The sequence below is a fragment of the Solibacillus sp. FSL W8-0474 genome, from assembly GCF_038004065.1.
Taxonomy (GTDB): Bacteria; Bacillota; Bacilli; order Bacillales_A; family Planococcaceae; genus Solibacillus; species Solibacillus faecavium.
Window position 1 is genome coordinate 1,532,171 of sequence record NZ_JBBOQJ010000001.1, and the last position, 24,650, is coordinate 1,556,820.

Annotated in this window: 24 protein-coding genes; 13 read left to right on the forward strand and 11 right to left on the reverse strand. The window is 35.4% G+C overall.

Annotated elements, in window-relative coordinates; translation table 11 throughout:
* Positions 1 to 284 precede the first annotated feature (284 nt).
* On the reverse strand, positions 285 to 956 hold the full coding sequence (locus NYE67_RS07485) for a VOC family protein (RefSeq protein WP_340729605.1): 672 nt from the start codon (positions 954 to 956) through the stop codon (positions 285 to 287).
* A 173-nt stretch (positions 957 to 1,129) separates the two neighbouring features.
* On the opposite strand from NYE67_RS07485, the gene NYE67_RS07490 reads away from it, so the two are divergent.
* Positions 1,130 to 1,654 (forward strand): AAA family ATPase, encoded by a 525-nt coding sequence (locus NYE67_RS07490; RefSeq protein WP_340729606.1) that lies wholly within the window; start codon positions 1,130 to 1,132, stop codon positions 1,652 to 1,654.
* Between the two features lie 53 nt (positions 1,655 to 1,707).
* On the opposite strand, the gene NYE67_RS07495 is transcribed toward NYE67_RS07490, so the two are convergent.
* Together NYE67_RS07495 and NYE67_RS07500 are read right to left on the reverse strand one after the other, a co-directional pair.
* Positions 1,708 to 3,510, reverse strand: a complete 1,803-nt coding sequence (locus tag NYE67_RS07495; protein ID WP_340729607.1) for a M3 family oligoendopeptidase — start codon at positions 3,508 to 3,510, stop codon at positions 1,708 to 1,710.
* 147 nt (positions 3,511 to 3,657) lie between these two features.
* Entirely contained in the window at positions 3,658 to 4,371 is a 714-nt protein-coding gene (locus NYE67_RS07500; RefSeq protein ID WP_340729608.1) for a ZinT family metal-binding protein, read from the reverse strand.
* Between the two features lie 176 nt (positions 4,372 to 4,547).
* On the opposite strand from NYE67_RS07500, the gene NYE67_RS07505 reads away from it, so the two are divergent.
* The 3 genes from NYE67_RS07505 to NYE67_RS07515 all read left to right on the forward strand — a co-directional run bounded on the left by NYE67_RS07505 (position 4,548) and on the right by NYE67_RS07515 (position 6,257).
* The gene (locus NYE67_RS07505) at positions 4,548 to 4,877 is read left to right on the forward strand and encodes a DUF2500 domain-containing protein (protein ID WP_340729609.1); all 330 of its coding nucleotides are present in this window, start codon (positions 4,548 to 4,550) and stop codon (positions 4,875 to 4,877) included.
* Positions 4,878 to 5,075: 198 nt separating this feature from the next.
* Complete coding sequence (locus tag NYE67_RS07510) at positions 5,076 to 5,603, forward strand: YceI family protein (protein ID WP_340729610.1); 528 nt, start codon at positions 5,076 to 5,078, stop codon at positions 5,601 to 5,603.
* Positions 5,604 to 5,714: 111 nt separating this feature from the next.
* Complete coding sequence (locus NYE67_RS07515; protein ID WP_340729611.1) at positions 5,715 to 6,257, forward strand: NADPH-dependent FMN reductase; 543 nt, start codon at positions 5,715 to 5,717, stop codon at positions 6,255 to 6,257.
* A gap of 298 nt (positions 6,258 to 6,555) precedes the next feature.
* Here the strand turns inward: NYE67_RS07515 and NYE67_RS07520 are convergent, their stop codons facing one another.
* Entirely contained in the window at positions 6,556 to 7,050 is a 495-nt protein-coding gene (locus NYE67_RS07520; RefSeq protein WP_340729612.1) for a GNAT family N-acetyltransferase, read from the reverse strand.
* 448 nt (positions 7,051 to 7,498) lie between these two features.
* Between NYE67_RS07520 and NYE67_RS07525 the strand changes: the two genes are divergently transcribed.
* The 3 genes from NYE67_RS07525 (at position 7,499) to NYE67_RS07535 (ending at position 10,302) form a co-directional block, all read left to right on the forward strand.
* Positions 7,499 to 8,824, forward strand: a complete 1,326-nt coding sequence (locus NYE67_RS07525) for an amidohydrolase family protein (RefSeq protein WP_340729613.1) — start codon at positions 7,499 to 7,501, stop codon at positions 8,822 to 8,824.
* Positions 8,825 to 9,005: 181 nt separating this feature from the next.
* A complete protein-coding gene (locus NYE67_RS07530) occupies positions 9,006 to 9,485 on the forward strand; it encodes a DUF2243 domain-containing protein (RefSeq protein ID WP_340729614.1) in 480 nt (159 codons plus the stop codon).
* The gene (locus NYE67_RS07535; RefSeq protein WP_340729615.1) at positions 9,478 to 10,302 is read left to right on the forward strand and encodes a cytochrome c oxidase assembly protein; all 825 of its coding nucleotides are present in this window, start codon (positions 9,478 to 9,480) and stop codon (positions 10,300 to 10,302) included. The genes NYE67_RS07530 and NYE67_RS07535 overlap by 8 nt, the downstream gene beginning before the upstream one ends.
* A gap of 71 nt (positions 10,303 to 10,373) precedes the next feature.
* On the opposite strand, the gene NYE67_RS07540 is transcribed toward NYE67_RS07535, so the two are convergent.
* Positions 10,374 to 11,903: a glycine betaine uptake BCCT transporter gene (locus NYE67_RS07540; RefSeq protein WP_340729616.1), complete on the reverse strand. Its 1,530-nt coding sequence runs from the start codon at positions 11,901 to 11,903 to the stop codon at positions 10,374 to 10,376.
* Positions 11,904 to 12,094: 191 nt separating this feature from the next.
* Here NYE67_RS07540 and NYE67_RS07545 point away from each other — a divergent pair, with 191 nt between their 5' ends.
* From NYE67_RS07545 to NYE67_RS07560, 4 genes are read left to right on the forward strand one after another with little or no spacing between them, the layout of a single operon-like run.
* The gene (locus NYE67_RS07545; protein WP_340729617.1) at positions 12,095 to 13,603 is read left to right on the forward strand and encodes a spore germination protein; all 1,509 of its coding nucleotides are present in this window, start codon (positions 12,095 to 12,097) and stop codon (positions 13,601 to 13,603) included.
* Complete coding sequence (locus NYE67_RS07550) at positions 13,600 to 14,649, forward strand: GerAB/ArcD/ProY family transporter (protein WP_340729618.1); 1,050 nt, start codon at positions 13,600 to 13,602, stop codon at positions 14,647 to 14,649. Before NYE67_RS07545 ends, NYE67_RS07550 begins: the two co-directional genes overlap by 4 nt.
* Positions 14,650 to 14,657: 8 nt before the next feature.
* Positions 14,658 to 15,692: a Ger(x)C family spore germination protein gene (locus NYE67_RS07555; protein WP_340730890.1), complete on the forward strand. Its 1,035-nt coding sequence runs from the start codon at positions 14,658 to 14,660 to the stop codon at positions 15,690 to 15,692.
* Between the two features lie 21 nt (positions 15,693 to 15,713).
* Positions 15,714 to 16,571, forward strand: a complete 858-nt coding sequence (locus tag NYE67_RS07560; RefSeq protein WP_340729619.1) for an MBL fold metallo-hydrolase — start codon at positions 15,714 to 15,716, stop codon at positions 16,569 to 16,571.
* 47 nt (positions 16,572 to 16,618) lie between these two features.
* Here NYE67_RS07560 and NYE67_RS07565 read toward each other — a convergent pair whose 3' ends face one another.
* The 6 genes from NYE67_RS07565 to NYE67_RS07590 all read right to left on the reverse strand — a co-directional run bounded on the left by NYE67_RS07565 (position 16,619) and on the right by NYE67_RS07590 (position 20,231).
* Positions 16,619 to 17,476 (reverse strand): manganese catalase family protein, encoded by an 858-nt coding sequence (locus NYE67_RS07565; protein ID WP_340730891.1) that lies wholly within the window; start codon positions 17,474 to 17,476, stop codon positions 16,619 to 16,621.
* 139 nt (positions 17,477 to 17,615) lie between these two features.
* A complete protein-coding gene (locus NYE67_RS07570; protein ID WP_339215967.1) occupies positions 17,616 to 17,864 on the reverse strand; it encodes a hypothetical protein in 249 nt (82 codons plus the stop codon).
* Entirely contained in the window at positions 17,848 to 18,387 is a 540-nt protein-coding gene (locus tag NYE67_RS07575; RefSeq protein WP_340729620.1) for an RNA polymerase sigma factor, read from the reverse strand. The genes NYE67_RS07570 and NYE67_RS07575 overlap by 17 nt, the downstream gene beginning before the upstream one ends.
* Positions 18,371 to 18,754 carry a group-specific protein gene (locus NYE67_RS07580; protein ID WP_340729621.1) on the reverse strand — a complete coding sequence of 128 codons (384 nt, stop codon included), beginning with the start codon at positions 18,752 to 18,754 and terminating at the stop codon, positions 18,371 to 18,373. Before NYE67_RS07580 ends, NYE67_RS07575 begins: the two co-directional genes overlap by 17 nt.
* A gap of 5 nt (positions 18,755 to 18,759) precedes the next feature.
* Positions 18,760 to 19,518: an ABC transporter permease gene (locus NYE67_RS07585; protein ID WP_340729622.1), complete on the reverse strand. Its 759-nt coding sequence runs from the start codon at positions 19,516 to 19,518 to the stop codon at positions 18,760 to 18,762.
* On the reverse strand, positions 19,515 to 20,231 hold the full coding sequence (locus NYE67_RS07590) for an ABC transporter ATP-binding protein (RefSeq protein WP_340729623.1): 717 nt from the start codon (positions 20,229 to 20,231) through the stop codon (positions 19,515 to 19,517). Before NYE67_RS07590 ends, NYE67_RS07585 begins: the two co-directional genes overlap by 4 nt.
* Before the next feature lie 280 nt (positions 20,232 to 20,511).
* Between NYE67_RS07590 and ccsB the strand changes: the two genes are divergently transcribed.
* On the forward strand, positions 20,512 to 21,651 hold the full coding sequence (ccsB, locus tag NYE67_RS07595; protein ID WP_340730892.1) for a c-type cytochrome biogenesis protein CcsB: 1,140 nt from the start codon (positions 20,512 to 20,514) through the stop codon (positions 21,649 to 21,651).
* A gap of 524 nt (positions 21,652 to 22,175) precedes the next feature.
* On the forward strand, positions 22,176 to 24,173 hold the full coding sequence (locus NYE67_RS07600) for a catalase (protein WP_340729624.1): 1,998 nt from the start codon (positions 22,176 to 22,178) through the stop codon (positions 24,171 to 24,173).
* Positions 24,174 to 24,650: the final 477 nt, after the last annotated feature.

Sequence of the window (24,650 nt, forward strand, 5' to 3'; positions counted from 1 at the left end):
TTAGCGCTGTCTTGCCGTAGCCCACCAATCAAACAAGTGGAATTTTATTAGAAAGGCAACCCCATGTTATGGTCATGAGGCCAATTAGAGTTAAATATTTCATCAAAAAACGCTCAGAAATAATCTGAGCATTTTTAATCGCTATTTATATAGAGAATTTATTATCTATATATATGCTAATTAGCGTGTCATTTACATTGTTTTAAATATTTTTCTCCCCATCAACCGAACCTGTTACGAGAGGAAGGACATTACTTTTGTTCGTTGAATTTTTGTTTAAACAATCAAATCAAGAAAAATTGATTGTTATCTATACCTAGCTTTACGTTATTTTCCAAAGTAATTGTCATTGGAAACATAACAGCATCCTTTTGGGAGAAATACCATCGTCTATTTGGTGCGACAAGCAGTAAAAAGACTGATCCATTTTTATCGCTCATAAAATTTAAGCCAACTGGATTAATTTCGTCCTCATTACGGTCGACTATGCCTGCTTTTTTCAACTCTTCGGCAACCGTTATTTTATCTTCAACCACTAAACTCATTTCCGACATTTGTATAATATTGTTGATAGAAAAAGGTGTTTCACTTGTCGGATTGTCTTCGGTTCTTGAGATGAATTCTACAATATTTCCTGCGGGATCTTCAAAATAAAGAGAATGAGCCTTAATATTTTCAAAATAAACGTCATCTTTACCATCTTCTATGGATAAAGCTACTCGCTTTAAAACCCATTCTTTTGCTTCAGAAAACTGATTGGAAGGAATATCAAATGCAAAATGATAAAACGGATTTCCTTCAGTATTTTGATCGTTAAACTCTATTGTTGTGTAACCAAACTTTACTTCAAAGCTGTGTGGAAGTTCATTTACCAATTCACAGCCTAAGATGTTTTTATAAAAATCCTTCATTCCATCTAAATCTTTCGTTTGAAGCGATACCTTTTTAAATTTCAAAGTATTTCACCTTCTTCCTTATTTTGAAGATTATATTACATTTATTATATTCAAAAAGAAATAAGGCTTTTGATTGAAGAGACTAATCTTATGGAATTTTAAAGAGTAATTTACAAACAAATATGTGCTTGTTATAGTTACAATAAAAAATTCCAAAAAGGTGAGGGGTATTAATGTTTTTTATACAAATGTCTGGATTCCCAGGCTCGGGGAAATCTACATTAGCACTGGAAATTGCAAAAAGAATAGATTGTGTCATTGTCGATCATGACATTGTTAAATCTGCATTGCTGAATTCGGTAAACGAAAGTCAACTGGATGGGAAGCTGGCAGGGAAAATTTCATATAATATCGACTTTTCATTAGTTGATTTTTATTTGTCACAAGGGAAAAACGTCATTCTTGATAGCCCGTGCCTATATGATGAGATGATAGAAAAAGGAATGGCAATAGCTCGGATCAATAATGCGAAATATAAGTATATTGAATGCTATTTAGCCGATTTTGATGAAATCAATAATCGTTTAAAAAATAGAATGAAAATAATCAGCCAAATTACGCAGGTGGAAAATAAAGATATTTTCTATACTACGATAAAAAATAGTAAAAAACCTGCTAATCTAACATGCCTTACCGTGAAAACAGATAATCCGTTACATACATATATAGATGATGTGCTTAATTACATTTACAGTTAAAAAAGGGGGAGGGGGGATCTTTGTGCATCAGGAACCCCCAAAAAATTATAAACTTAATTAGTTTCTAGCGCGGTTAATTCAATGAATAATTCGACATCTCTTACACTATGCATAATGCCTTTTTCCCAAAAGGCTTCTTGTGTAATATCCTCATTTAGATGTTTAAGAACTAGTTCTTCCATAGTCATTTTTCCAGAATCACGAAGTAACTGTATATAGGCATTTTCAAAATCAGCTCCCATTTCTTTGACCTTTGCAAATAAACTTAATGCTAATAAATATCCAAATGTATAGGGGAAATTATAAAATGGAGCATTTGTCATATAAAAATGAGGTGTCCAAAGCCAAGTATGTTCAGATACATTATTAAGGGAATCTTGATAGCCAACAGAAATTGCATTTTGCATTATTTCGTTTAATCGTTCTGCAGAAACGTAGCCTGTTTTTCTCTCTTCGTAAAAATTTTGTTCGAAAAGAAACCGACTGTGAATGTTCATGAAGTTCATTACACTTCTTTTAATTTTCTCATCTAATAGCATTATTCTTTCTTCTTTAGTAATAGCATTTTCGATCGCCGCATCTAATAAAATGATTTCGGAAAAAGTAGATGCCGTTTCCGCTATACTTAGTGGATACTGTTTATTCAACCCATGCTGTCCATCCATCGCCGAATTATGAAAAGCATGCCCTAATTCATGCACGAGTGTCAAAACACTCATCACAGTTCCGCTATATGTCATAAAAACTCTTGATTCTTCTGTCAAGGGGAACCCAGCACAAAAAGCCGCAGCCGATTTTTTGGACCGATTTTCTGCTTCAATCCATCCTTTTTCAGTAGCCTTTATTACAAACTGTTCCAACTTAGGCCCAAATTTTCGGAAGTGTAGTTTTACTAAATCAATCGCATCATCATAATCAATTTTTCTAGGAGTAATAGTGAAAGGTGCCCAAAAGTTATACGATTGCATTTTTCCTTTATTATTTATTTTCCCTTTATGATTCAGATAATTCGTAAAGGGATTTTTGTGCTTGCTTACAACTGACCATATTGCCTCAAGCGTTTCTTTTTGCATGCGATTTTTACTTAGTGGCATTTCCAATACATCGTGGATTCCTTGCAAGTTGTACATTTGGAGTCGGAAACCGGCCAGATGATTTAAAATTTTTGCAAATGATTCTTTTTGTTCCTTCCACTTTAGCTCCAATGCTTCATGGGCTCTTTGCCGAACCTTTTCATCCGGGTGTGACCGTAAATTCAAAGCTTGACCAATAGAATATTTTTGATGCCCTCCATCAATTTGGAGAGCTATTGTAAGATTGCCCATTAAGGTTTGATACAACTGTCCCCATGCATGAAATCCGTCTGTAGATAGATTGGATAAAATAGCTTTTTCATTAGATGTGAGGGATGATTCTGATTCCTTACGCCACTCAGTTAATATTAATTTAAAGTCCGTTAATAGCTCAGATTCAAGTAGTTCTATCCAGGTATTTAACGGAGTGTTAGCTACTAAAGCTTGAAACTTTGCTAACATAATATTATATTCACTATTTAAATTAGAAATCTTACTTTGTAAAACATTTGCATCTGAATTCATTGGATCTTGAGCCAACAAGCATGTTATGAAAGAGGTAGCCTGGGATAATTTTAACTTCATATTCCCAATCTCAATAAGTAAGGTTAAAACATTATTAGCATCCTCTAAATTAAATTTTGTTATAATCGTTAAGCCTTTATTAATTAACTGCAATCCTTCTTTAATATCTTGCAAATGGTTATGTAATTGGATGGATTTGCTTCCATCCGGAAAAATACTATCTAAGTTCCATACTTGATTATAATTGGTTTTATTCAATGAATTTCCCCCTTAATAAGAACATCTATTCTGTATATTAAACTATATAGAATCTTCTGACTATAAAAAACGGAATATAGGTGGGTATAATTGGAAAAAGGAAACCAACTTTCGAAGGTTTCCAGATTTTTTTGCTACTCTATACAATTAATGTGCAATCATATCATGTGCAATTGTATGTCCGTCCATATCAGTAGGGAAGTATGTAGGCCAATTTGTTACTTCTTCCAATAATGCGTTTCGATCGTCTCCCCAATATATATGGTAATGATCCGCTTTTGTAGGAGAAATACTATGATCACTGAATTGAATATACTGTGGTAATTTGTCTGCCGGTTCTGTTAGTTTAAATATAAACCGTACGCCACGATTTCCAGCTTCATAATTTAGAATTTCATAACCATCTGCTTCATATTCTCCAGTGAAAGCTTTTCCATTTTCGTAAAATGTGACATTGTTTCCTTCGATTACGATACGTTCTGTATTTGTTTTGTAGCCGATGTCATAATACACTTTATATTCCTCGGCTGTCTTGTCACCATTCTGCTGTGCTTTATGTTCAAATACTTCATCTAGTGTGCCATCTAGTAAATAGGGGTACACAGATTGCCAATCACCCTCCCAATCGGAAAGTGCGCGATCTTGTACTTGACTATCTTCAAAATACCCAGCGTAAATTTTTTCTGCGTCTTCATCATGCACATGGGAATGATTATGCTCGCTTTTAGATGATTCATTATTGACTGCCTTCGTTTCTGCTTCTGGTGTATTTTCTACTTCCTTAGTTTCAGTAGACTGACATCCTGCTAACAACGAACTTAGGAGTAAAACACTTAACCCTTTTAATGCTGTACTTTTCATTTTCCTGCCTCTTTTCTAAATAGTAATGGTTACGATTATTGATTATAGACACAATATTAACTGTTGTCAACATAAATAGTAATCGTTACTATTTGCGTGGGTGTTTATGAAAAATCTGAAATTATTGAAACTCTTTTAGGCTATGAACGTATAAAAAATAGAAAGGAAGTGTTCATATGTTTTTTGGAGATATTATGTTTTCGATTTTCCCGATATTTTTTGGCATTATATTTATTGCTATTATTTTCATCCTAATTTCGAATATAAAAGAGGGGATTAAAAATAATAATTCTCCGCTTCTTACGGTGCCAGCCGAAGTTGTTTCAAAGCGGATTCATGTGCAAGGTGACAATTCACAAACTACATACTATGTAACATTTGAAGTACAAAGCGGTGATCGAATGGAATTAAAAGTTAAGGGTAATGAGTATGGAATGCTAGTGGAGCAAGATCTTGGTTTATTATCATTTCAAGGTACACGCTATATTTCTTTTGAACGCCAATAATAACGGTTAAAAAAATAAAAAGTGCTCAGGCTGGTCTCGGTAAAAGAGGGTCTGAGCATTTTTTGATTATTTTAAAAATAAGTACTTGACGATTTAAAAAGCATTTGTTATATTTATCTCAAGTTCGAGATATTAGATTTCGGAATTTTATTTTGAATATATATCTTGAAATCGAGATAAATTGGAGGAGAATATAAAATGGCAAAATGGTCAGTGGATCAATCACATTCAACAATTGGATTTGAAGTAAAACATATGATGGTATCTAAAGTGAAGGGGCACTTCAATAGCTATACTGCTGAGGTAGAGGCAGAGGATTTAACGGATTTAACAACAGCATCGATTCAATTTGGAATTAATGTAGCGAGTATTAGTACGAATAACGAAGACCGTGATAATCATTTGAAATCACCAGATTTCTTTAGTACAGATGAATATCCAAAAATCCTTTTTAATTCTACAAATATCTCTAAAGCCGGAGATGATTATAAGGTAACAGGGGATTTAACAATTAAGGGGATTACAAAAACAGTAACATTCGACGTTGAATTTGGCGGGAAAGGTGTAAATCCATGGGGTGTTGAAGTTTATGGCTTTGAAGCGGAAACAAAAATTAACCGAGAAGATTTCGGTCTAACGTGGAATGCAGCTTTAGAAACAGGTGGCGTATTAGTAGGTAAAGACATCAAAATTAAAGTAGAGCTTGAATTAAACCCTGCAGCTTAAATGTTATATATAAGAATATTTATTAGTTGATAAGGGAATATTTATAACCGTTGCGGATAATGAATAACGAAATTTATTGGTAGCTAGACAACTGAGTGGAGGAGAAGTAAAGTGGAAAAATTAAATATTGGTATTATTTTAGGTTCAACTCGTGAAGGTCGTGTCAGCCCTCAAGTAGGTGCATGGGTAAAAGAGCTTGGGGATAAACGTGGTGACGCAAACTATACAATTATTGATATTGCGGACTATAATTTACCATTATTAGGTGAACCGGGCAAAGATGCATCAGGTGCAGGTGCCTGGGCTGAAGCCATCGGGAAGCAGGATGGATTTGTATTTATCGTTCAGGAGTATAACCACTCGATTACAGGCGCACTTAAAAATGCATTAGACTATGTTCGTGTTGAATGGAACAACAAATCAGCGGGTATTGTGTCTTACGGTTCTGTTGGTGGTGCACGTGCTGCCGAACATTTACGTGGTATTTTAGGTGAACTATCAGTAGCGGATGTACGCGTACACCCGGCACTATCATTATTTACGGATTTTGAAAATGGTACGACTTTCAAACCGAAAGATGTTCAAGAAAATTCCGTAAACCAAATGTTAGACCAAGTCATTCCTTGGGCTACAGCGCTTAAAACAATCCGATAATAACCTTCAATAAGTATTTTGAGGCAACTAAGAGGCTGAGACAAAATAAAAATACAATTATTCTCCAGAGAGAATAATTGTATTTTTTTGGATACTTAGAAAATTGGTTTCCGTTACGGGTACGCTTTCCGCGGGCACGGCCTGAGCCTGTAGTCTCAGGCGTCGTGCTGTTCCCACTGGAGTCGACCCTTCACTCCAACCAATTTTAATAAAGTTTATTTTTATTATATAAATCCCGTTCATTTAAAAGGTTTTCTACTTATGTCCCGACCTCTTTTTTATAAAACAAAAATCGATGTTAAAGGATTTTAGCCATATATAATTCGTTTACATATTGTTCGTCTATTAATAGCGAATCTCTTTTTATACCTTCTATTTCAAAGCCCATATTTTTATAGAGTTTAATTGCGTGTTCATTTGTTTCGATGACGGTTAATTCTAATCGGTGGAGCTGCATCTGTTTTCCCCAGTTTATAATATGTTCGAACAGTTTTGAGCCAACACCTTTTCCGCGGCTATTACTATGTACACCAATCGCAATCATGGCGCGGTGGGAAGTTCTTGATAAGTTTTCTGCTTTGAGAAGAAGATATCCTAAAATCTCTTCGTTGTCTTCTGCGACAAAGAAGCCCGATTTTGGTGCATTATTCAGTGTGTTTATAAACTTAATTAAAGGCTCTTCCTTCATTTGTCTTTCACCGGGTCCATATAACATAAAACCAGATTCTTCAGCATCCTTCATAACTGGAATAAGTTTCGGTGCATCACTTTCAACTGCCTGTCTTATTAGCATCATATCGCTCCTTTAAAAATCGTATCTGCTTTTATTTCTTTTCCTTTAATTAGTTTAACAGTTTTTTTGGGGGGTGTAAGTCCGCCAAACAATTACCTAGCGCAAAAGTGGAGGAGGGAGATTGAATTGAGATAAATAGAGGAATTAATTTCCGTTATTTTTAAAATATCATAAAAAATCGTGAAAATAAGGGAATAAATTTCCGTTATTGCCCTAAAAAACATGAAATTTCAAGATTTTATTTAAAATAACGGTAAAACGTTCCCTTATTTATTATAAAAATGAGCTACACCATTTAAATAACGGTAAAATGTTCCCTTATTTTAGGGCGCACTGAAAAATATATTTTTTGAAGGCAATTAGTTTTTTACTCTTTCTATATGAATCTCTATCATTTACAAAATATTGGAAATAATCTAAGATTGAAAGTACAAGGAGGATGATGACAGTGTTACTATTAAAAAATGGCTACTTACTAAATATTGAAATCGGCAATTATGAAAGACAGGATATTTACATTGAACAAAATATCATTAAAAGAATTGGTTCAAATCTACATATAGAAGGTGCAGAAATCGTTGATTGTACTGGGAAATGGTTGATTCCAGGTTTAATTGATATGCATGTACATATAAAAAAGCACTTCGCTAATTATTTTACGGCGGCAGGAATTACAACTGTTCGAAATACAGCAGGGAGCATAATCGAATTAAAGCCGTTTATTGATGCGGATGGAAAAGACTATGAGCCTCGTGTTATATCAGCTGATCGCATGATTGATGGCCCGCCTGGATTATGGGGAGATGATACGGCGTACAATATTAATGTGGATAACGTTTTACTTGCTAAACAAGAGGTTGATCGACAAGTTCAGCTTGGTGCACATTTTATTAAAGTATACGGATGGCTTGATCCTGAGTTCATGGAGGTTGTCGTTCAAGAGGCGAAGAAACATGCACTGGAAGTAAGCAGTGATATTTTGAATTCCAAAAAGGTAAATGCAATAGATGCTGCAAACATGGGGATTGACTGGCTAGAGCATAGTTCGGGAATTATTCAGGCAATGTACCCTCACTGGTATTTGGATTCTCCTAAAGAAGTATGGGATACAATCCCTTGGGACAATCCGGATGAAGAAAAAATCGTGAGCGTCTGTAAGCAATTGCTGGAGAAGAATGTAAAGCTTTGTCCGACAATCGTTTTATATGATCAAATGAGGTTGGCAGAAGACTATTGGACAACTAACCATGAAGTAGTACAGCATATTAAAGAAAGCGACTATTTGTTCAAGTATTGGGAGCATGGCGCACAAGCAAAATCGGGTCAATTTAGCTTTGGAATTCAAACAAAAATGATCCAAAAAATTGCCTATATTTACTATAAAATGGGCGGCACTGTAGTGACTGGAACAGATACACCGGCTGGGATATTTACATACCCCGGTTTAGCATTGCACCGTGAACTGCAACTATTTGTTGACGCAGGATTTACACCGTTGGAGGCCCTTCAACAAGCAACAATGAATGCAGCGAAGGCTTTAAAAATAAACAATTTAGGTGAAATAAAGGAAGATTATATTGCGGATATTTTAGTATTGAATGAAGACCCTTTACGACAAATAGAAAATACAATGAAAATGGAATGTCTAGTTAAAGGTGGGACTGTTTATACGACAAAACAGTTGCTAGAGACAATTCCTTCAGAAGAAGAAATGACGATTTATGTTAATGATCTCATAAAGGAATTTGAGAAATTAGGATTAAAAGCAGAATAATAAAATCTTTTTGTATTGAATAGAAAGCAGGTGTAGCCCTTTTAAAGGATACACCTGCTTAATTTAGTTTATTGAGGTTTAGTCCATCGAGCAAGAGGGGAATTTCTACTATCGAATATGTTGTTATGAATTTGGAGAGATTACATGTAACGAATTACAAGGAAAGGGGCTCTGAAATGATATGAAAAATAACAACGGGAAGGGAATTTCTCGCCGGAATATGTGGTCAGGTATTTTATTTGGCGTCGGTCTCATTGCATTTGTTGATGAAACAGTATTTCACCAGTTATTAAGATGGCATCATTTCTATGATAAATCAACTACAGATATTGGCTTAATTTCCGATGGCATTTTCCATGCTTTCAGTTGGTTTGCAACGATTGCGGGGTTATTCCTATTTGCAGATTTACGTCGAAGAAACGGCTTGATCTTTCAACGCTGGTCAGGTGGTGTATTCTTAGGGATTGGAGTATTCCAATTGTATGACGGCATTATTCAGCATAAATGGATGAGAATTCACCAAATCCGATATGTCGACAATGTTATCGTCTACGATATTGTGTGGAATGTCAGTGCGCTAATCATTTTACTAATCGGTCTTTTTCTATTATTCCGCTCATCAAAAAACAGTACTTTAAAAGAGAAGACTGCAAATGAATAGTTTATATTTGCTTCATAGTCATGGGCATGCTGCACATAGTCAATCATTACCGGGAATGAACCTTCAATATTTGCTGGGCTTATTTTTTGTATTATTGGGCGCGGCATATATTATCGCTGCCATCATAACGAATAAGCGCTATAAACAATGGCCAATTTCTCGTACCGCTTTTTGGGTGTTGGCGATGGTGATTGCACTCGTTTCAGTTGTCGGTCCGTTGGCAAACAGTGCACATACTAATTTTACGGCACATATGGTGAGTCATTTACTAATAGGCATGGTGGCACCGATTTTTATGGCGATTGCCAAACCGATGACTTTATTGCTTAGAGCGGTGAGTACGTCATTAGGGCGTAAGATAACGGCATTTTTAAAAAGCCGGTTCATCCAATTTGTATCTCATCCTATAACTGCCGCAATATTAAATGTAGGTGGTCTATGGCTTTTATATACAACAGACTTATATATGCTTATGCATGAAAATGCATTTTTTGCCTTATTTGTTCATTTGCATTTCTTTATAGCTGGCTATGTATTTACAATTTCAATTATTTATTTTGATCCCGTCTATCATCAGCATTCCTACCTATTACGGGCAATCGTATTAATTGCTGCAATAGCCGGGCATGATATTTTGTCAAAATATATGTATGCAAACCCGCCGGCAGGAGTTTCTCAGCAAGAAGCAGAAATGGGAAGTATGGTTATGTATTATGCAGGGGATTGGATTGAAGTAGTACTCATTATAATATTCTGCTGGCAATGGTACAAATCAGCAAAACCTAGTAGAACTTCAGGTGTTGAGCTTAAGGTATAGAAATAATATAAAAATAAAGCGGTGAAAATTTTAGAAAGTTAAAATTTTCATCGCTTTTTATTTTGCACACCTTATTTCTTTTGATTTGAGGGCGGTTGTTTTTTAGGTCGAATGTAAAGACCTAATTTTTGCCGTTCTTCCATTAACGATTTATATAAAGAAAGCATCATAAGTAAAATGATAAATGAGAATGGAAAGGCTACAATAATGGCCGCATTTTGAAGCGCGGCTAAACCTCCAGAAAACAGTAAACTAGCAGCGATGGCAGCTTGTAAAATACCCCAGATTAATTTGATTCGGAATGTTGGATTCATCGAACCGAATGTTGTTTGCATACCGAGGACGAATGTGGCGGAATCCGCTGAAGTAATAAAGAAAAAGGCAACTAATATTAATGCGATAATCGATAATATAAATCCAAGCGGCATATGGTCGAAAACTCCGAATAATAGCTGCTCTGTCGGTAAATCGATAATGCTTTGATCTTTAGAAATATATGTTTCAATAGCGGTTGTCCCAAAAGTAGCGAACCAGAAAAGACTGACAAGCGTTGGTGCTAAAATTACGCCCATTAAAAACTCCCGAATTGTTCGCCCTCTCGAAATACGTGCAATAAATATCCCGACGAATGGTGACCAGGACATCCACCATGCCCAATAGAAAATAGTCCATCCATCAATCCAAGCACGACTATCTGCATTTCCGGGTTCAGTACGTAGGCTCATATGCACAAAATTCTGTAAATAGCTGCCTAGTCCTGACGTGAAATCATTCATTATTTTTACTGTTGGACCAATAAATAATGTTAATAATAACAAGGCAGCTGCTAAATAGATGTTCCAGTTACTTAACAGTTGAATCCCTTTATCGAGCCCGGTAGATGCTGAAACGATAAATAAAATCGTTACGATAACAATAATAATTAATTGGACTGTAAAGCTAATTGGAATATCAAATAAAAAAGAAAGTCCGCCATTAATTTGCTGGGCACCTAAACCGAGTGTTGTCGCAACACCAATTACCGTAGCAAATACAGCAATAATATCAATTATATGACCTATTGGACCCTTTGTTTTTTCACCGAATATAGGGAATAAAGTAGAGCTTATAAGGCCAGGCGCCCCTTTTCGGAAGTTTGAATAGGCCAATGCTAAAGCTACAACCCCATAAATTGCCCATGCTGAAATACCCCAATGGAAAAAAGTGAAACGGAAGGAATCTTTCAATGCTTGTTGAGAGCCTTCGGGAGCTATTGGTGAATTAATCGCAAAATGCGATAACGGTTCAGCGGCACCCCAGAATACTAAACCAATACCCATACCTGCGCTAAAGAGCATGGCAAACCAGGAGACATTACTATAATCGGGTCTATCCGTTGATTTACCAAGCCGGATTGCACCCACAGGACTTAATATTAAAAATATACAAAATGCAATAATAATTGCTACAACTAATAAATAGTACCAGCCAAAAGTGTCCGTTAGTAAATTTTGAATGTTGCTCGTTATTTTTTCCAATATATTTGGGGCTAAAACTCCTACTAATACGGCTATTAGTGTAAGCGTTATTGAGCTCCAAAAAACAATGCCTCTATTTTTCATTTATTGAACCCCCTTTTCTAGACCTAATAAATGTATAACCTTGTTATTAAAAAATAAACATCTTTAACTACAGCAATTATGAAATATTTAGTGATAAACCATCACTAGTTTATCTATCTTTCCCAACTTTAACAAAAATGAATAACTCTTTTAAAAATGTCCCATACTTTGTCAAAAAAGGGGGAGTCGTTTTGCTACAAACATTGGAAATGAAGCAAGAGATAAAACGACTAAATAAGGAATTCCTCCATTCAGCAGATTTTGTAGTTAAAGAAATAAGGATTGGTCAAGTTGAAGAAGCAATTTTGTGTTATTATTCCTCCCTTGTAAATAAGGCAGACGTCGAACAAAATTTAATGAACCTTAGACAATTGAGTCAGCTAGCACAAGAAAATCTAGACAGTGTTCAAAATAATGGCAAAATAAATTCGAATGAATTAGAAAAAAGTGGAAATAACGCAATTCCAAAACAGCTTGTTAAAGATGATTCAATTACCATTACTACAGAAAAGTATAATCAGCAAAAACTAGTTGACTATGTATGCAACGGCGAGACAATAATCATTCTTATTCAATCCAACCAGATGATTAGAATAAACAATGCAGATTTTGCCCATAAAACACCTGAAGAGCCTGAAACAGAACAAATAATACGTGGCTCTCATGAAGGGTTTGTAGAGAATTTTGATACGAATGTGTCACTTATAAGAAAACGTATAAAAAATAATAAACTCGTTGTAAAAGAGGTTTTACTTGGTAAGGAGACAAAAACAACTGCTTACTACTTTTATGTAGAGGGTGTAGTTGATACAGAAGCACTTAAAACAGTTGAAAAACGATTAAGTGAAATTGAACTGGATATGTTTTATAGCATTGGACAGCTTAGTGACCAACTAGACGATCAAGTGTGGTCTCCATTTCCTCAACTTTTAAATACAGAACGACCAGACCGTGTTGTAGCGAATATTTTAGAAGGCAAAATTGCGATTATGACTGATTTGTCTCCTACAGCACTTATTGGGCCTGTAACATTTTTTTCCTTTTACCAAACACCGGATGATTTTAACGCACGCGTATTAGTCGGTACATTTTATCGGTTAATGCGAATTTTCAGCTTTGTATCCGCCATATTTTTGCCAGCATTTTATATTGCCATTGTAAGCTTTCACTTTGAGGTACTACCACTCGAACTTGGTAACAAAGTAAAGTCAGATATCAACCAAATTCCATACAGGCCACTGATCGAGGCAATGATCATGGAAATAACGATTGAACTTATACGTGAGGCGAGTGTTCGACTCCCGAAATCTATTGGTCAGACAATCGGTATTGTCGGGGGACTTGTTATTGGCGACGCGATTGTAAGTGCGGGACTTGTATCAAATTTGATGGTTATTGTCGTTGCATTTACAGCAATTTCAAGCTTTGTAGTACCTTCTGTCGAACTTAACACATCGATTCGAATGCTTCGTTTTCCTTTCATGTTTTTGGCTTCACTGTTCGGATTTTTCGGTATTGTAATTGGTACTTTTTTATTGGTTATTCATTTATTGAATTTGAGTTCATTAAAACGACCTTATTTTTCACCGATTATTCCATTCGAGCCAAAAGAATTAAAAAAGATTTTTCTTAGAGCACCTAATTATAAAGCAAAAAAACAGGCAACAAGCTTTTCTCCTAAAAAGGATGATAATACATGAGCATCCAATTGACGAAAATACAATTATTTTTATTAATGTTCGTAATGCAAACGGGGTTTGTATATACTTCCTTTCAAAATATAATAATCGAACACGGAAACCGTGATGCAACAATACAATTTATCATTATTTCGGTTATCTTTTTTTTGCAATTATTATTTTTTGAAAGAACACATAAATACTTCGTGCTAAATAGTTTTACAAAAACGCTCTATCTAATTTACTGGTCGTTTTATGTTACTGTGTTCGTTATTTATATCACATATGTACTAACTTCATGGATATTTCCAAATACACCTACTATAGTACTTATTGCAATTTTTTTATCTGTTTGTTTTTATGCAAGTATTAGTAGACCAGAGACCGCAGTTAATATTGGTGTCGTGTTAATACCAATGCTCTTTTTGTTTTTAGTATTTATGTTTTTGACTATTCCAAATTTACATGCTACGAATTTATTGCCATTTTTTTATGACCGACAAGATACTTGGTGGATGGGGTTTATTTATGCGACATATGCATTTGGTGGTGCAGAAGTATTTGTAGTCCTTCGTAAATATTTAGTGAGTAATGATAAAATACCAAAAAAATCTCTTTTTCTTTATTTTTCGTTGCTAACTAGCTTTTATCTGTTATCTATTTCATTTTCATTGATGTACTTTTCATTAGAAGAGATAAAACTGATTCCTGAACCTATTTTATATATTCTGCATTCAGTAGAAGTAACATTTGCAAAGAGATTAGATATATTTTTTGTATATATATGGCTTTCTTGGTCGTTAGTTGCCATTGTCAATTACGCACTCGTTATGCGATTAGTCTATTTTGAAAAAAAGCGCCGTTTACCCAGATTGCAGCAACTCATCTTTTTTGCAATCATCGGCATAACAGCTAACTTTCTTATAAAATTTTCAGTATTGGATTTTTTGAAAAATTATTTAGTTTATCTGAATATTATTTTTACATTTATTTTACCGGTACTTATTATTTTTATTAATAAAATAAGGGGGCGAACTGTATCCGAATTAGAGAAATCATCCTCATAATTTCGCCAATAGCACTATTATTACTAACGGGATGTTGGGATGAGAGGCTATATAAAAATTCATCTGTTGTATCACTAACTGGGTTTGAAGGCACTATTGGTGACTTAACTGCATTATATGCGTATCCTGAAGCAACTACAGAGGAAATGCAAACGATTATTATTACAGGTATTGGGATTTCACCACGGGATGTTCGGCAGGATGCAGAGCTAAAAGTAGAACAAACATTAGACTTATCAGTTTTATCAACTGTACTTATTTCGGAAGACTCTGCAAAAGATGATATATATGAATATTTGGATGGTTATTTCCGCGATCCTAATAGTCCGATAACTTCAAAATTAGCTATAATTCAAGGCGATTTAAAACCATTTTTTGAACTGAGTGAACAAAAGCAAACAACTGCAGGCGAGTATTATGAGCGATTTATTACAAGTTTGGAAGAAAATTCGTTAGTAATACCTTATACATTGCAAACAGCATGTGCAATACTATTTGAAAATGCGCAGGATTTAGCCTTGCCCTATTTAAAAATGGGGGAGGATGGTCGCCCAGTTTCCGATGGTTTAGCCCTGTTTTCCGGTCGTGCATTTACCGGAAGCACTTTAAACACAAATGAAGGGGTTATGTTGAATATATTAAATAATTCCCTTGGTTTTGCGACACGTATTAGTTATTTATATAAGGATAGTCCAGTAACAGTGCGAATTAATAAAACTAAAAGGAATCTCGATATTTCTGAAAATAAAATTGTAATAGAAAAAAAACTGGAATTGATGGTCTCGGAATATCCCCAAGATCATTTGAGTGAGGACATTCAAAGGAAGGACCTCCAACAATTCCTTACTGAAAAAATTGAACAGGATATGAATGAAGTGATAAAAAAATTACAAGAAGCAAAGAGTGATGCGTTAGGGCTTGGGCGTAGTGTACGTGCTTTTCATCCTAAATACTTTAAGAAAGACTGGAATGAACATTTTTCAACTATGGATATATCCGTCAAATTAAGTGTAGAAATTGTTAAAACAGGTATATTAGAATAAAGAATTTTGGAGGGGATATTGATGGACAAAGATATGAGCTATGGTGATGATTATAAATTCATTCCTGCGACTTCGAAACAGAGTGGTATAAGCATAGAGGTATTACCTGACTTGTTTGTACACACAGTGCAGATCGTAAATATCGTCTTTTATAGCTACCCAAATAGCGATGATTTCGTGTTAATTGATGCGGGCATGCCGAGCAGTGCAGATGCCATCATCATAGCTGCTGAAAAAAAGTTTGGGGAAAATGCAAGACCGAAAGCGATCATTCTGACACACGGCCATTTCGATCATGTAGGTGCAGTCATCGAATTAGTTAGACATTGGAAAGTACCGGTTTATGCCCATTCTTTAGAATTACCTTATTTAACAGGGGAAATCGATTACCCTGAAGCAGATCCGAGTTCAGATAGTGGGCTAGTAGCGAAAATGTCGCCAATGTTTCCAAATGAGGCGGTTAATCTAACAGGTTATATCGAGGAGCTGCCACTTAATGGAACGGTTCCATATATGGAAGAGTTTCAATGGATTCATACACCGGGTCATTCTCCGGGACATGTATCGTTATTTAGGGAACGTGATGGTGCATTAATCGTAGGTGATGCCTTTGTGACGGTGAAGCAAGAATCGCTCTATAAAGTATTTACACAGGAAAAGGAAATGAATGGTCCGCCAAAGTATTTTACGACAGACTGGGCTCTTGCATTTGATTCCGTCAAAAAATTAGCAGCTTTAAAACCTGCCATTGCCATAACAGGTCACGGCTTACCGATGAGCGGTGAAGAATTAACGCAAAACTTAAAAAGGCTTGCAGATAATTTTGAAGAAATGGCAATACCGAATAAAGGGAAGTATGTCAATAAAGAAAATGAATGAAAAAGGCGTGTCCGATATTTTTCGGACACGCTGTTTATTGCAAATTATTAATTATTCAAATCATATAAACCAGGGCTATGTTCATTTGGCATATCGGGCATTTGCGGTACTGGGAATCCTTCTGGTGGTGGTGTTACTTGATATGTTCCACCATTTCGGCTCGGAGAAGTTCCTTGGAGGATTTCGCCGATTCGTGTCGGGTCCAGCCTAAAGTTGAATTGGGTATTATGATAGCCCATATCAACAAATTTACGGCACTCCGGATACTTATTGATGTCATAATTTGGTATCGGGAATAGTTTTCCCCAATCCACGCCTAAAGTTTCGAGAGCTTTTGCAAAAGCATTTTGATGTGCATTATCACGCACGATTAAAAATGCCAGAGTCTCACGGAACGTCTGGTTTGAGCTCATTTCGTAAATACGTGTTTTCTGCAGAACACCTGTTGATTCCAATACAAGGTTATTCAGTAAATCTGCTGCGAGGTTACCGTGCGAGTATACCCATGAGCCGTTCCATGGATTACCGGCAGCATCTACTGGTAATGATGCCTGTGCACCGATAATGTAGTGATGGGGATTTGCGTGGCGAACTGCATCATCTAATGGCGATTGATCCATACCACTATTACCTGGGGCACTCGACTCTCCTGAACCATTCAATAATTGATTAATTGTATTTTGAACAAGTTCCACATGGGCGATTTCTTCTAAAAAAATACCGCGAAGTAAATCCCGGAACTGTGTTTCTTTTCCTCTGAAATTGGAGCTTTGGAAGAAAAATTGCATCATCGTACGCATTTCGCCGTAATGTCCGCCTAAAATCTCTTGTAATACGCGGGCAGCTTCCGGGTCTGGTTTATCGGGCTTAATAATATTGATTAACTCTTCTTTGTAGTAATACATAATTCCCCTCGATTCATAAATTATTTTGACTTTGCTCATAGATAGTATGGTCTAATAAAAAGAAGGCATGCATTGACAAATATAATAGAATTAAAAAAACAATATTTTCAATTTAACGGGAAATTGAAAATATTGTTGCTTAGTAAAGAAATAATATTTGAACGATCGCCAGGAATATTCCACATGCTATGGGAAATAGCTTTAAAAATAGGTACCCATTGTTACTGTCCGACAACTTTTCTAAAGGATCCTTAGCAGGGGAACCTAAATAACGGATAAAACGATTGAAAGGTGATTGTTTAACAGAAAGCTTTTTGGTTGGTACATCTACTTTGTAAGTGTCCAACAAGTTTGTGAGTTTTTCTTCGTTTTTAAAGTCCTCTTTCATGTTGGAACGCCTCCTTTAACTCAATTTTCAAGACTTGAATAGCTTTGTGTAAACGGGATTTAACTGTACCTGTTGGAATACTTAAAATAAGGGAAATTTCTTCTAATGGCAAATCTTCATAATAGGCAAGTAAAATCACTGCACGTTGTTTGTCCGGGAGTTTTGCAATTGCTTGCTGAATCATAAGTTTATCATCCGTATGCAGTGCTTTTTTAGGAAGAGGAACTAAAAAGGGTAACAGTTTTTGCAACCGTTTTCTTCTATTTAGTTTATTAATTAAATGACGATAGGCGATCTGAAATAAAAACGATTTCACAGTGCCTAACGATGAATTATACTGCTGGTGCTTCTTTTGCAAAATTTCAAATGCATCATGAACCGTATCGATACTAATTTGTTCTTCTTTCGTATAGCGGAATAAAAAGCAATATAGAGGCTCATGAAGTCGTTCGTATAACACACCTAATGCCTCTATATTACCCGTTTGAACCTGCTGCATCAATTCTTCATTCGTCAATGTCATGGACTTCACCAAATTGAGCTTTAATACTTTTTAAAGTAGAAGAAATTCTTGTTACTAAATAGGAAACCGTTACAATGACCCACGCTTGCGCCTGATTTGTAAAAAATTGAACGTATGGGTTTTCAACAGTTTCACCACCGAAAGTAAGCAGCATATTTAATGCTTGAACACAAAAGATAGTGTATATCGCCAGTATAAGGGTAAGCGTATCAAATACATTCCAGCGTAAATAAATTTTTGTTTTTTTATAGTTAATTTTGCCGTTTTCTTTAATGACATATTTTTTGTGGTAAGGAATCATGATACCAAGAATAATAACGATCCAAATAGCAGCCACGATAAGAGAAATAATAAATCCAATACCCATTTTACTCAGTCCTGCCTTATATAAATTTGTTTTGCAAATATAGTTAGTACCATACAAAGAATTGTTAGTATAATACTATATTGATAAAGGGGTAACCATGTATGGTCATTTAAATTTAACTGGAATTGCAATGTATCACTTAAATATAGCATCGGATTCCAAATTAAGTAAATATAATAATCCTGCGGTTGTTGCTCGTTAATCGTTAAGAATAGAGATGTCATCGTAATGGAAAACATAAATACAAGCATAATTGGGACAAGCAAACTTTGTGCAACTTTCCCATTTTTTACAATACCAGCTACGATAAAGCATAGTGGATAAATCGCGAGTAAAACAAAATTACAAATTAAAATGATGGAAATAAGAGCAGTTATGGATAGTGAAATAATGAAGGAATAGCCTGCCAATAAAAGTAATAACACGAAATTCATCATTAGAAAAACTCCTATACCAATCCCCAGAAAATACTTTCCCGGTGAAATATTTGTTCGTTTGAGTAGATGAATTGTATTATTTGCCTTTAAATCTGCCAAATAAATCGTTGCACTTGAAAATGCAAAGGCAAACACTAAAAGCATGATGGAGATTGGGAAAAATTGACCTTTAATCATAAAGTCCAACGTTTCCGGACTACTTTTTATACTGATCGTACATATCCATGAACAAATGATAAATATAAAGGCAGAAAGTAAATTACCAAGAAGTACCCCAGTGTTACGAATCGATTCTAATATAAAGCTTTTAGCTACTTGTATAATCATTTAATCCGACCTCCTAATAATTGTCCTGTTACTTCAAAATAAACAGCTTCTAAACCTGAAAACGTGGGATTTTTATATTTTTCCACAAGCTCCTCTGTTGTACCGTGTTCGATAAATTGTCCATCTTGCATTATATAGACGAAATCAAATAAAGACTCTAGCCCTTTAATTTCGTGGCTAATAATAAGCAGGCATTTATTTTTGTTTTGTACTTGATTTTGCAGAAAACCGAATAGTTGCTTTTTCTTTTTTAAATCCAAATCTGCAAATGGTTCATCTAAAAGGACAATTGGTTTGTTCATTAAAAATGCTAAGTACAGGGATAGGGCTTTTCGTTGTCCACCCGAAGTATTTTTAATTAATGTTTTTTCATATTGGGCAATATCCAATAGTTCGTAAAGATCTTTAATGTTGGAAGGATTTACAATCAATTTTGTGAAAAGCTGAATTACTTCCTTCACTTTTAAAAAAGAATAACTTTCAAAAAACTGATATTGTAGTGCGACTAAATTTGAGATATCTTCATGCTCGTTTCCACGGATAGACCCATGATCGACTTTTTCATCCCCAGCAATGCATTTTAACAATGTCGATTTCCCAGCACCATTATCACCGAGTAACAGGTAGCAATGGCCATACTGAAATGTTGATGATATTCCATTTAAAACAGAGTGGTTCTGATAGGATTTTTGAACTTTATCTAAAATTAACAAGGTGAAGCCCCCTTTATATTTCATTTCACTAACTATACAAATGGGGGAAGGGGAAAGTTCATTTTTTATTTGAAAAATTTACAAGCTTTTTATGAACTGCCTTTATTTGCTTTAGCGAGGCAATAAAATATCTGCTAAAAATAAGGGGAGATTTTACAAGATAAACAACTAATGATTTCCTTACAAGGAACTAAATGGAAAAAGTTTACGTTATTAATACGAGGAGGTAACAAATAGTTGGAATAATAATTTTTGAGGTGATTTTTTGAGTTCAGATCAATTGTTAAATGTAAGTAGTACCATGCTTCTAATTGGATTTATATTGTTGTTAATTTCAATAATACCACTCGGACTTTCAGTAAAGTCGAACAAAAGGATATTTAGTCGGATAGGGCTGTTCCTAACGTATGTAGCCTTTATATTAATGCTTTGCTATTTTATTACGAGATGGATTGCTGTAGGTCATGCACCTGTAAGTAATATGTTTGAATTCATGACTTTTTTTGGAGTTATGTTAGTCGGAGCATTTATTCTCACTTTTCATATGTATAAACAAGTTGTCGTTGGGTTATTTGTTATTCCGATTTCAATAATTATTATTGGATACGGTAGTGTGTTTACAAGTGATGTCTCACCTTTGGTTCCTTCTTTAAAAAGTAATTGGCTTGCGATTCATGTAATGACCGTCGCTTTATCGAGTGCCATTTTATCGATCTCTTTTGCTACCGGGATTATTTATCTTTTAAAGGTGCTTGATGTAGGAAAAAATACAGTCAGTACTCGTGCACTTGAATTTGTTATGTATTGTTTAGTTGTGGTTGTAGGGTTTATCAGTACTTCCACAGTATTCGGATTTTTAATGGAGCCAATAAGTGTAGTCTATATCGACGTTCAGGAACAGGAAAGTAAAGCAATTTATGAAATGTATCCAATCATTGCAAATGAAAACAAGCAGGGTGAAGGGATTATTACAATCTCAAATAGAATTGATGCTTTAAAGCTAAATTCAATTGCATGGGCTTTTTTAATAGGAACCTTCATTTACATAATCATTCGTTTAATCACGAGAAAAAGTATTTGCAAGTTATTGAAACCATTGACGAAACGTGTCAATGCAAATTTAATGGATGAAATCTCCTATCGTGTAGTCATAATTGGTTTCCCACTATTTGCTTTAGGAGGGCTACTCTTCGCGATGATATGGGCGCAAATTGCCTGGGGCAGATTTTGGGGATGGGATCCGAAAGAAGTGTGGGCACTTATTACATTCTTATTTTATACAGCGATGCTTCATTTACGCCTGTCAAAATTATGGGAAGGCGAAAAAACAGCATGGATGGCTATTATTGGATTTGGCATCATCGTCTTTAATCAGGTGTTTGTAAATTTAGTCATTGCTGGATTACATTCTTATGCTTAAAAATATTTTAAACTTTGAAGTTGTGGGAAATGATGAGGAACCTTTATTGCGCAGTGATGAAGGCATGCTTCGCCGGATAACTTGCTCCAAACCGATATGATGTAAGTGTCCACTGTTGGCAGGACAATATATATTCTTATGTGAGCGTTGGAAATCGTGTTATTGATGTGTCTGCGTTTTCACCCGTATAGCTATTTGAGCGTTTTTATACGAAAGACAAAGCGCGCTGTAAAAGCAGTGGGCTTGGCTTGTCAATCGTGCTCCTGTTAAGTGAACGTTAAGGTGGAAGTGCAGTCGCTACTATCAGTGGTGATGTACTGACAGTTACAGTGAAAGTATTAAATGAAGAAAAAACAGCGACCTCCTAGTGAGGCGCTTTTTTTTATAACCTCGAGTTCAATATTTCAAATATTACGTTTATATTTCATAAGATTATATTTTTATAAACAGGGTACAAAATTAGTAGAGAGGTTGAGAGTTACCTATCTTATGAAATTTGCTATTTTGTATGAGGAGGATTTTACGTGGAAAACAATAACAATAAAAAAGTCGAACAATTGCAGCAGTTTACAGCGAAAGATGAAGGTAAGCCACTAACTACGAACCATGGACTGAAGTTAACAAATGACGAGCATTCATTAACAATTGGTGAGCGCGGTCCAACAATAATGGAAGACTTTCATTTCCGTGAAAAAATGACACATTTTGACCATGAGCGTATTCCAGAGCGTGTCGTACATGCGAGGGGTTCAGGCGCACATGGTGTATTTGAAAGCTATGGCGATGCCTCAGATATTACAATGGCTCATTTCTTAGGAGAGAAAGGTCGACAAACACCTGTATTTGTACGTTTCTCAACAGTGGCAGGATCACGTGGCTCAGCAGAAACAGTTCGTGATGTACGAGGTTTTGCAACGAAATTTTATACTGAAGAAGGAAATTATGATTTAGTCGGAAATAATATTCCCGTTTTCTTCATTCAGGATGCGATTAAATTCCCTGATTTCGTCCATGCTGTTAAACCGGAGCCACATAATGAAATTCCTCAAGCGCAAAGTGCCCATGATACGTTTTGGGATTTTGTCGTAAATAATGAGGAAACGGCGCATATGACAATGTGGCATATGTCTGACCGTGCAATACCGAAGAGCTACCGCCAAATGGAAGGCTTTGGTGTAAACACATTCCGTTTTGTTAATGCCAATGGAGAAGCTCATTTCGTAAAATTCCATTGGAAGCCTGTACAAGGTATGGAATCTTTAGTATGGGATGAAGCTCAAAAAATTGCAGGTAAAGATCCTGATTTCCATCGTCGTGACTTGTTTGACCAAATCGAAGTAGGTAACTACCCGGAATATGAGCTAGCAGTACAGTTAATTCCACAGGAAGACGAGTTTAAATTTGATTTTGACATTTTGGATCCAACAAAAATTTGGCCAGAAGAGCTTATTCCTCTTCGAAAGCTTGGAAAAATGACGTTAAATCGCAATGTTGATAACTTCTTTGCTGAAACTGAACAAATTGCATTCCATGTTGGTCATGTTGTTCCGGGAATTGATTTTTCAAATGACCCATTGTTACAAGGGCGTTTATTCTCTTATACAGATACACAGCTTATCCGTTTAGGTGGACCAAACTTCCATGAGTTGCCGATAAACCGTCCAGTATGCCCATTCCATAACAATCAGCGTGATGGTTACGGTCGTATGACAATCAATAAAGGACGTGTTGCTTATGGAAGAAATGGATTACAAAATGATACACCACATGTAGTGGATCAAAAAGACGGTGGCTATGCTCATTATCAGGAAAAAATTGAAGGTCGTAAAGTACGTGCACGTAGCCTGTCATTTGAAGATCATTATTCTCAGGCCCGTCAATTCTGGTTAAGCCAAACGCCTGTAGAACAGGAGCATATTATTGATGCCTTCTGTTTTGAATTAGGAAAAGTCGAAACAATTGAAATCCGTAAAGCTGCAGTAGATATGTTTGCACGAGTAGACCGTGCGATGGCTGAACAAATTGCACAGCGAATTGGTGTATCCGCACCGGATGCGTCAATCGAGCAGGTAACTGACTTGCCACCATCAGATGCTGTAAGTATATTAAAAAACCAAGTGCCGATTTTAAAGGCTAAAAAGGTTGGTATTATTATTGACACAAACAGCAATGTGGATGATCTAATTCAAAATTTGGAAAATGAAGGGGTTATTGTTGAGTTGATTAGTGATAAGCAAGGCATGATCAATAACCGTGAAATTGATCATACATTAGATACAGCAGACCCTGTTCTTTACGATGGGCTATTTGTGGCAGCAAGCTTTACAGATGTAGTACAAAACCGTAAAATGCAAAGATTTGCAGATGAAATATTCAATCATTATAAAGCACTAGGTTATATTGCATTTGAAAGTATGGATAAATTGTATGCAAATGCACCGGGTGTTGTAACAGCGCCTGATGAATTTATCAATGCTTTAAAAATGGGCCGCCATTTTGACCGTACAGATGCAACGGGATGATGGTAATCTAATAAAGCAACTAGCATAAAGGTTTTAAAAGGCATTTTTCTCTTTTAGAAAAATGCCTTTTTGTTGCACATAAAATATTATTCTCAAGTTATTTTCTTTAGTCCATGGTATATGTCCTTGTAATTTAAATGAAGAAAACATCATCTTACTTTTTATTGTTAAATTGCTAGTTTACTAGAGTATGATATTATGAATGGGTATAAGACCCAAGATGAAAGTTCAATGACAAAGAGAGTTATCGGATTATTTGGACATTACCGAGAGCTCTTATTAATAAAAAAGGGGGGAATTTATGCAGTAACTAGAATAAAAACTATAAGTGTATTAGAATTGAGGCCGTTATAACCAAGGCGGAAATATATTATTACAGGATAGTATTTTAAAGGGTAAACCATGTTAATATGGATTCTGAAAATCTTATGTGAGGAATAACCTAAGTTTTCTTTCTTATACATACTGATCCGTAGT

Excerpts from the sequence above, each read along its gene's own strand:
- NYE67_RS07575 (WP_340729620.1), bottom strand. The coding sequence starts at position 18,387 with ATGACATTGACGAATGAAGAATTGATGCAGCAGGTTCAAACGGGTAAT.
- NYE67_RS07550 (WP_340729618.1), top strand. The coding sequence starts at position 13,600 with ATGAGCATCCAATTGACGAAAATACAATTATTTTTATTAATGTTCGTA.
- NYE67_RS07490 (WP_340729606.1), top strand. The coding sequence starts at position 1,130 with ATGTTTTTTATACAAATGTCTGGATTCCCAGGCTCGGGGAAATCTACA.
- NYE67_RS07535 (WP_340729615.1), top strand. The coding sequence starts at position 9,478 with ATGAATAGTTTATATTTGCTTCATAGTCATGGGCATGCTGCACATAGT.
- NYE67_RS07530 (WP_340729614.1), top strand. The coding sequence starts at position 9,006 with ATGAAAAATAACAACGGGAAGGGAATTTCTCGCCGGAATATGTGGTCA.
- NYE67_RS07540 (WP_340729616.1), bottom strand. The coding sequence starts at position 11,903 with ATGAAAAATAGAGGCATTGTTTTTTGGAGCTCAATAACGCTTACACTA.
- NYE67_RS07585 (WP_340729622.1), bottom strand. The coding sequence starts at position 19,518 with ATGATTATACAAGTAGCTAAAAGCTTTATATTAGAATCGATTCGTAAC.
- NYE67_RS07565 (WP_340730891.1), bottom strand. The coding sequence starts at position 17,476 with ATGTATTACTACAAAGAAGAGTTAATCAATATTATTAAGCCCGATAAA.
- NYE67_RS07510 (WP_340729610.1), top strand. The coding sequence starts at position 5,076 with ATGGCAAAATGGTCAGTGGATCAATCACATTCAACAATTGGATTTGAA.
- NYE67_RS07560 (WP_340729619.1), top strand. The coding sequence starts at position 15,714 with ATGGACAAAGATATGAGCTATGGTGATGATTATAAATTCATTCCTGCG.
- NYE67_RS07580 (WP_340729621.1), bottom strand. The coding sequence starts at position 18,754 with ATGGGTATTGGATTTATTATTTCTCTTATCGTGGCTGCTATTTGGATC.
- NYE67_RS07505 (WP_340729609.1), top strand. The coding sequence starts at position 4,548 with ATGTTTTTTGGAGATATTATGTTTTCGATTTTCCCGATATTTTTTGGC.
- NYE67_RS07520 (WP_340729612.1), bottom strand. The coding sequence starts at position 7,050 with ATGCTAATAAGACAGGCAGTTGAAAGTGATGCACCGAAACTTATTCCA.
- NYE67_RS07500 (WP_340729608.1), bottom strand. The coding sequence starts at position 4,371 with ATGAAAAGTACAGCATTAAAAGGGTTAAGTGTTTTACTCCTAAGTTCG.
- NYE67_RS07570 (WP_339215967.1), bottom strand. The coding sequence starts at position 17,864 with ATGAAAGAGGACTTTAAAAACGAAGAAAAACTCACAAACTTGTTGGAC.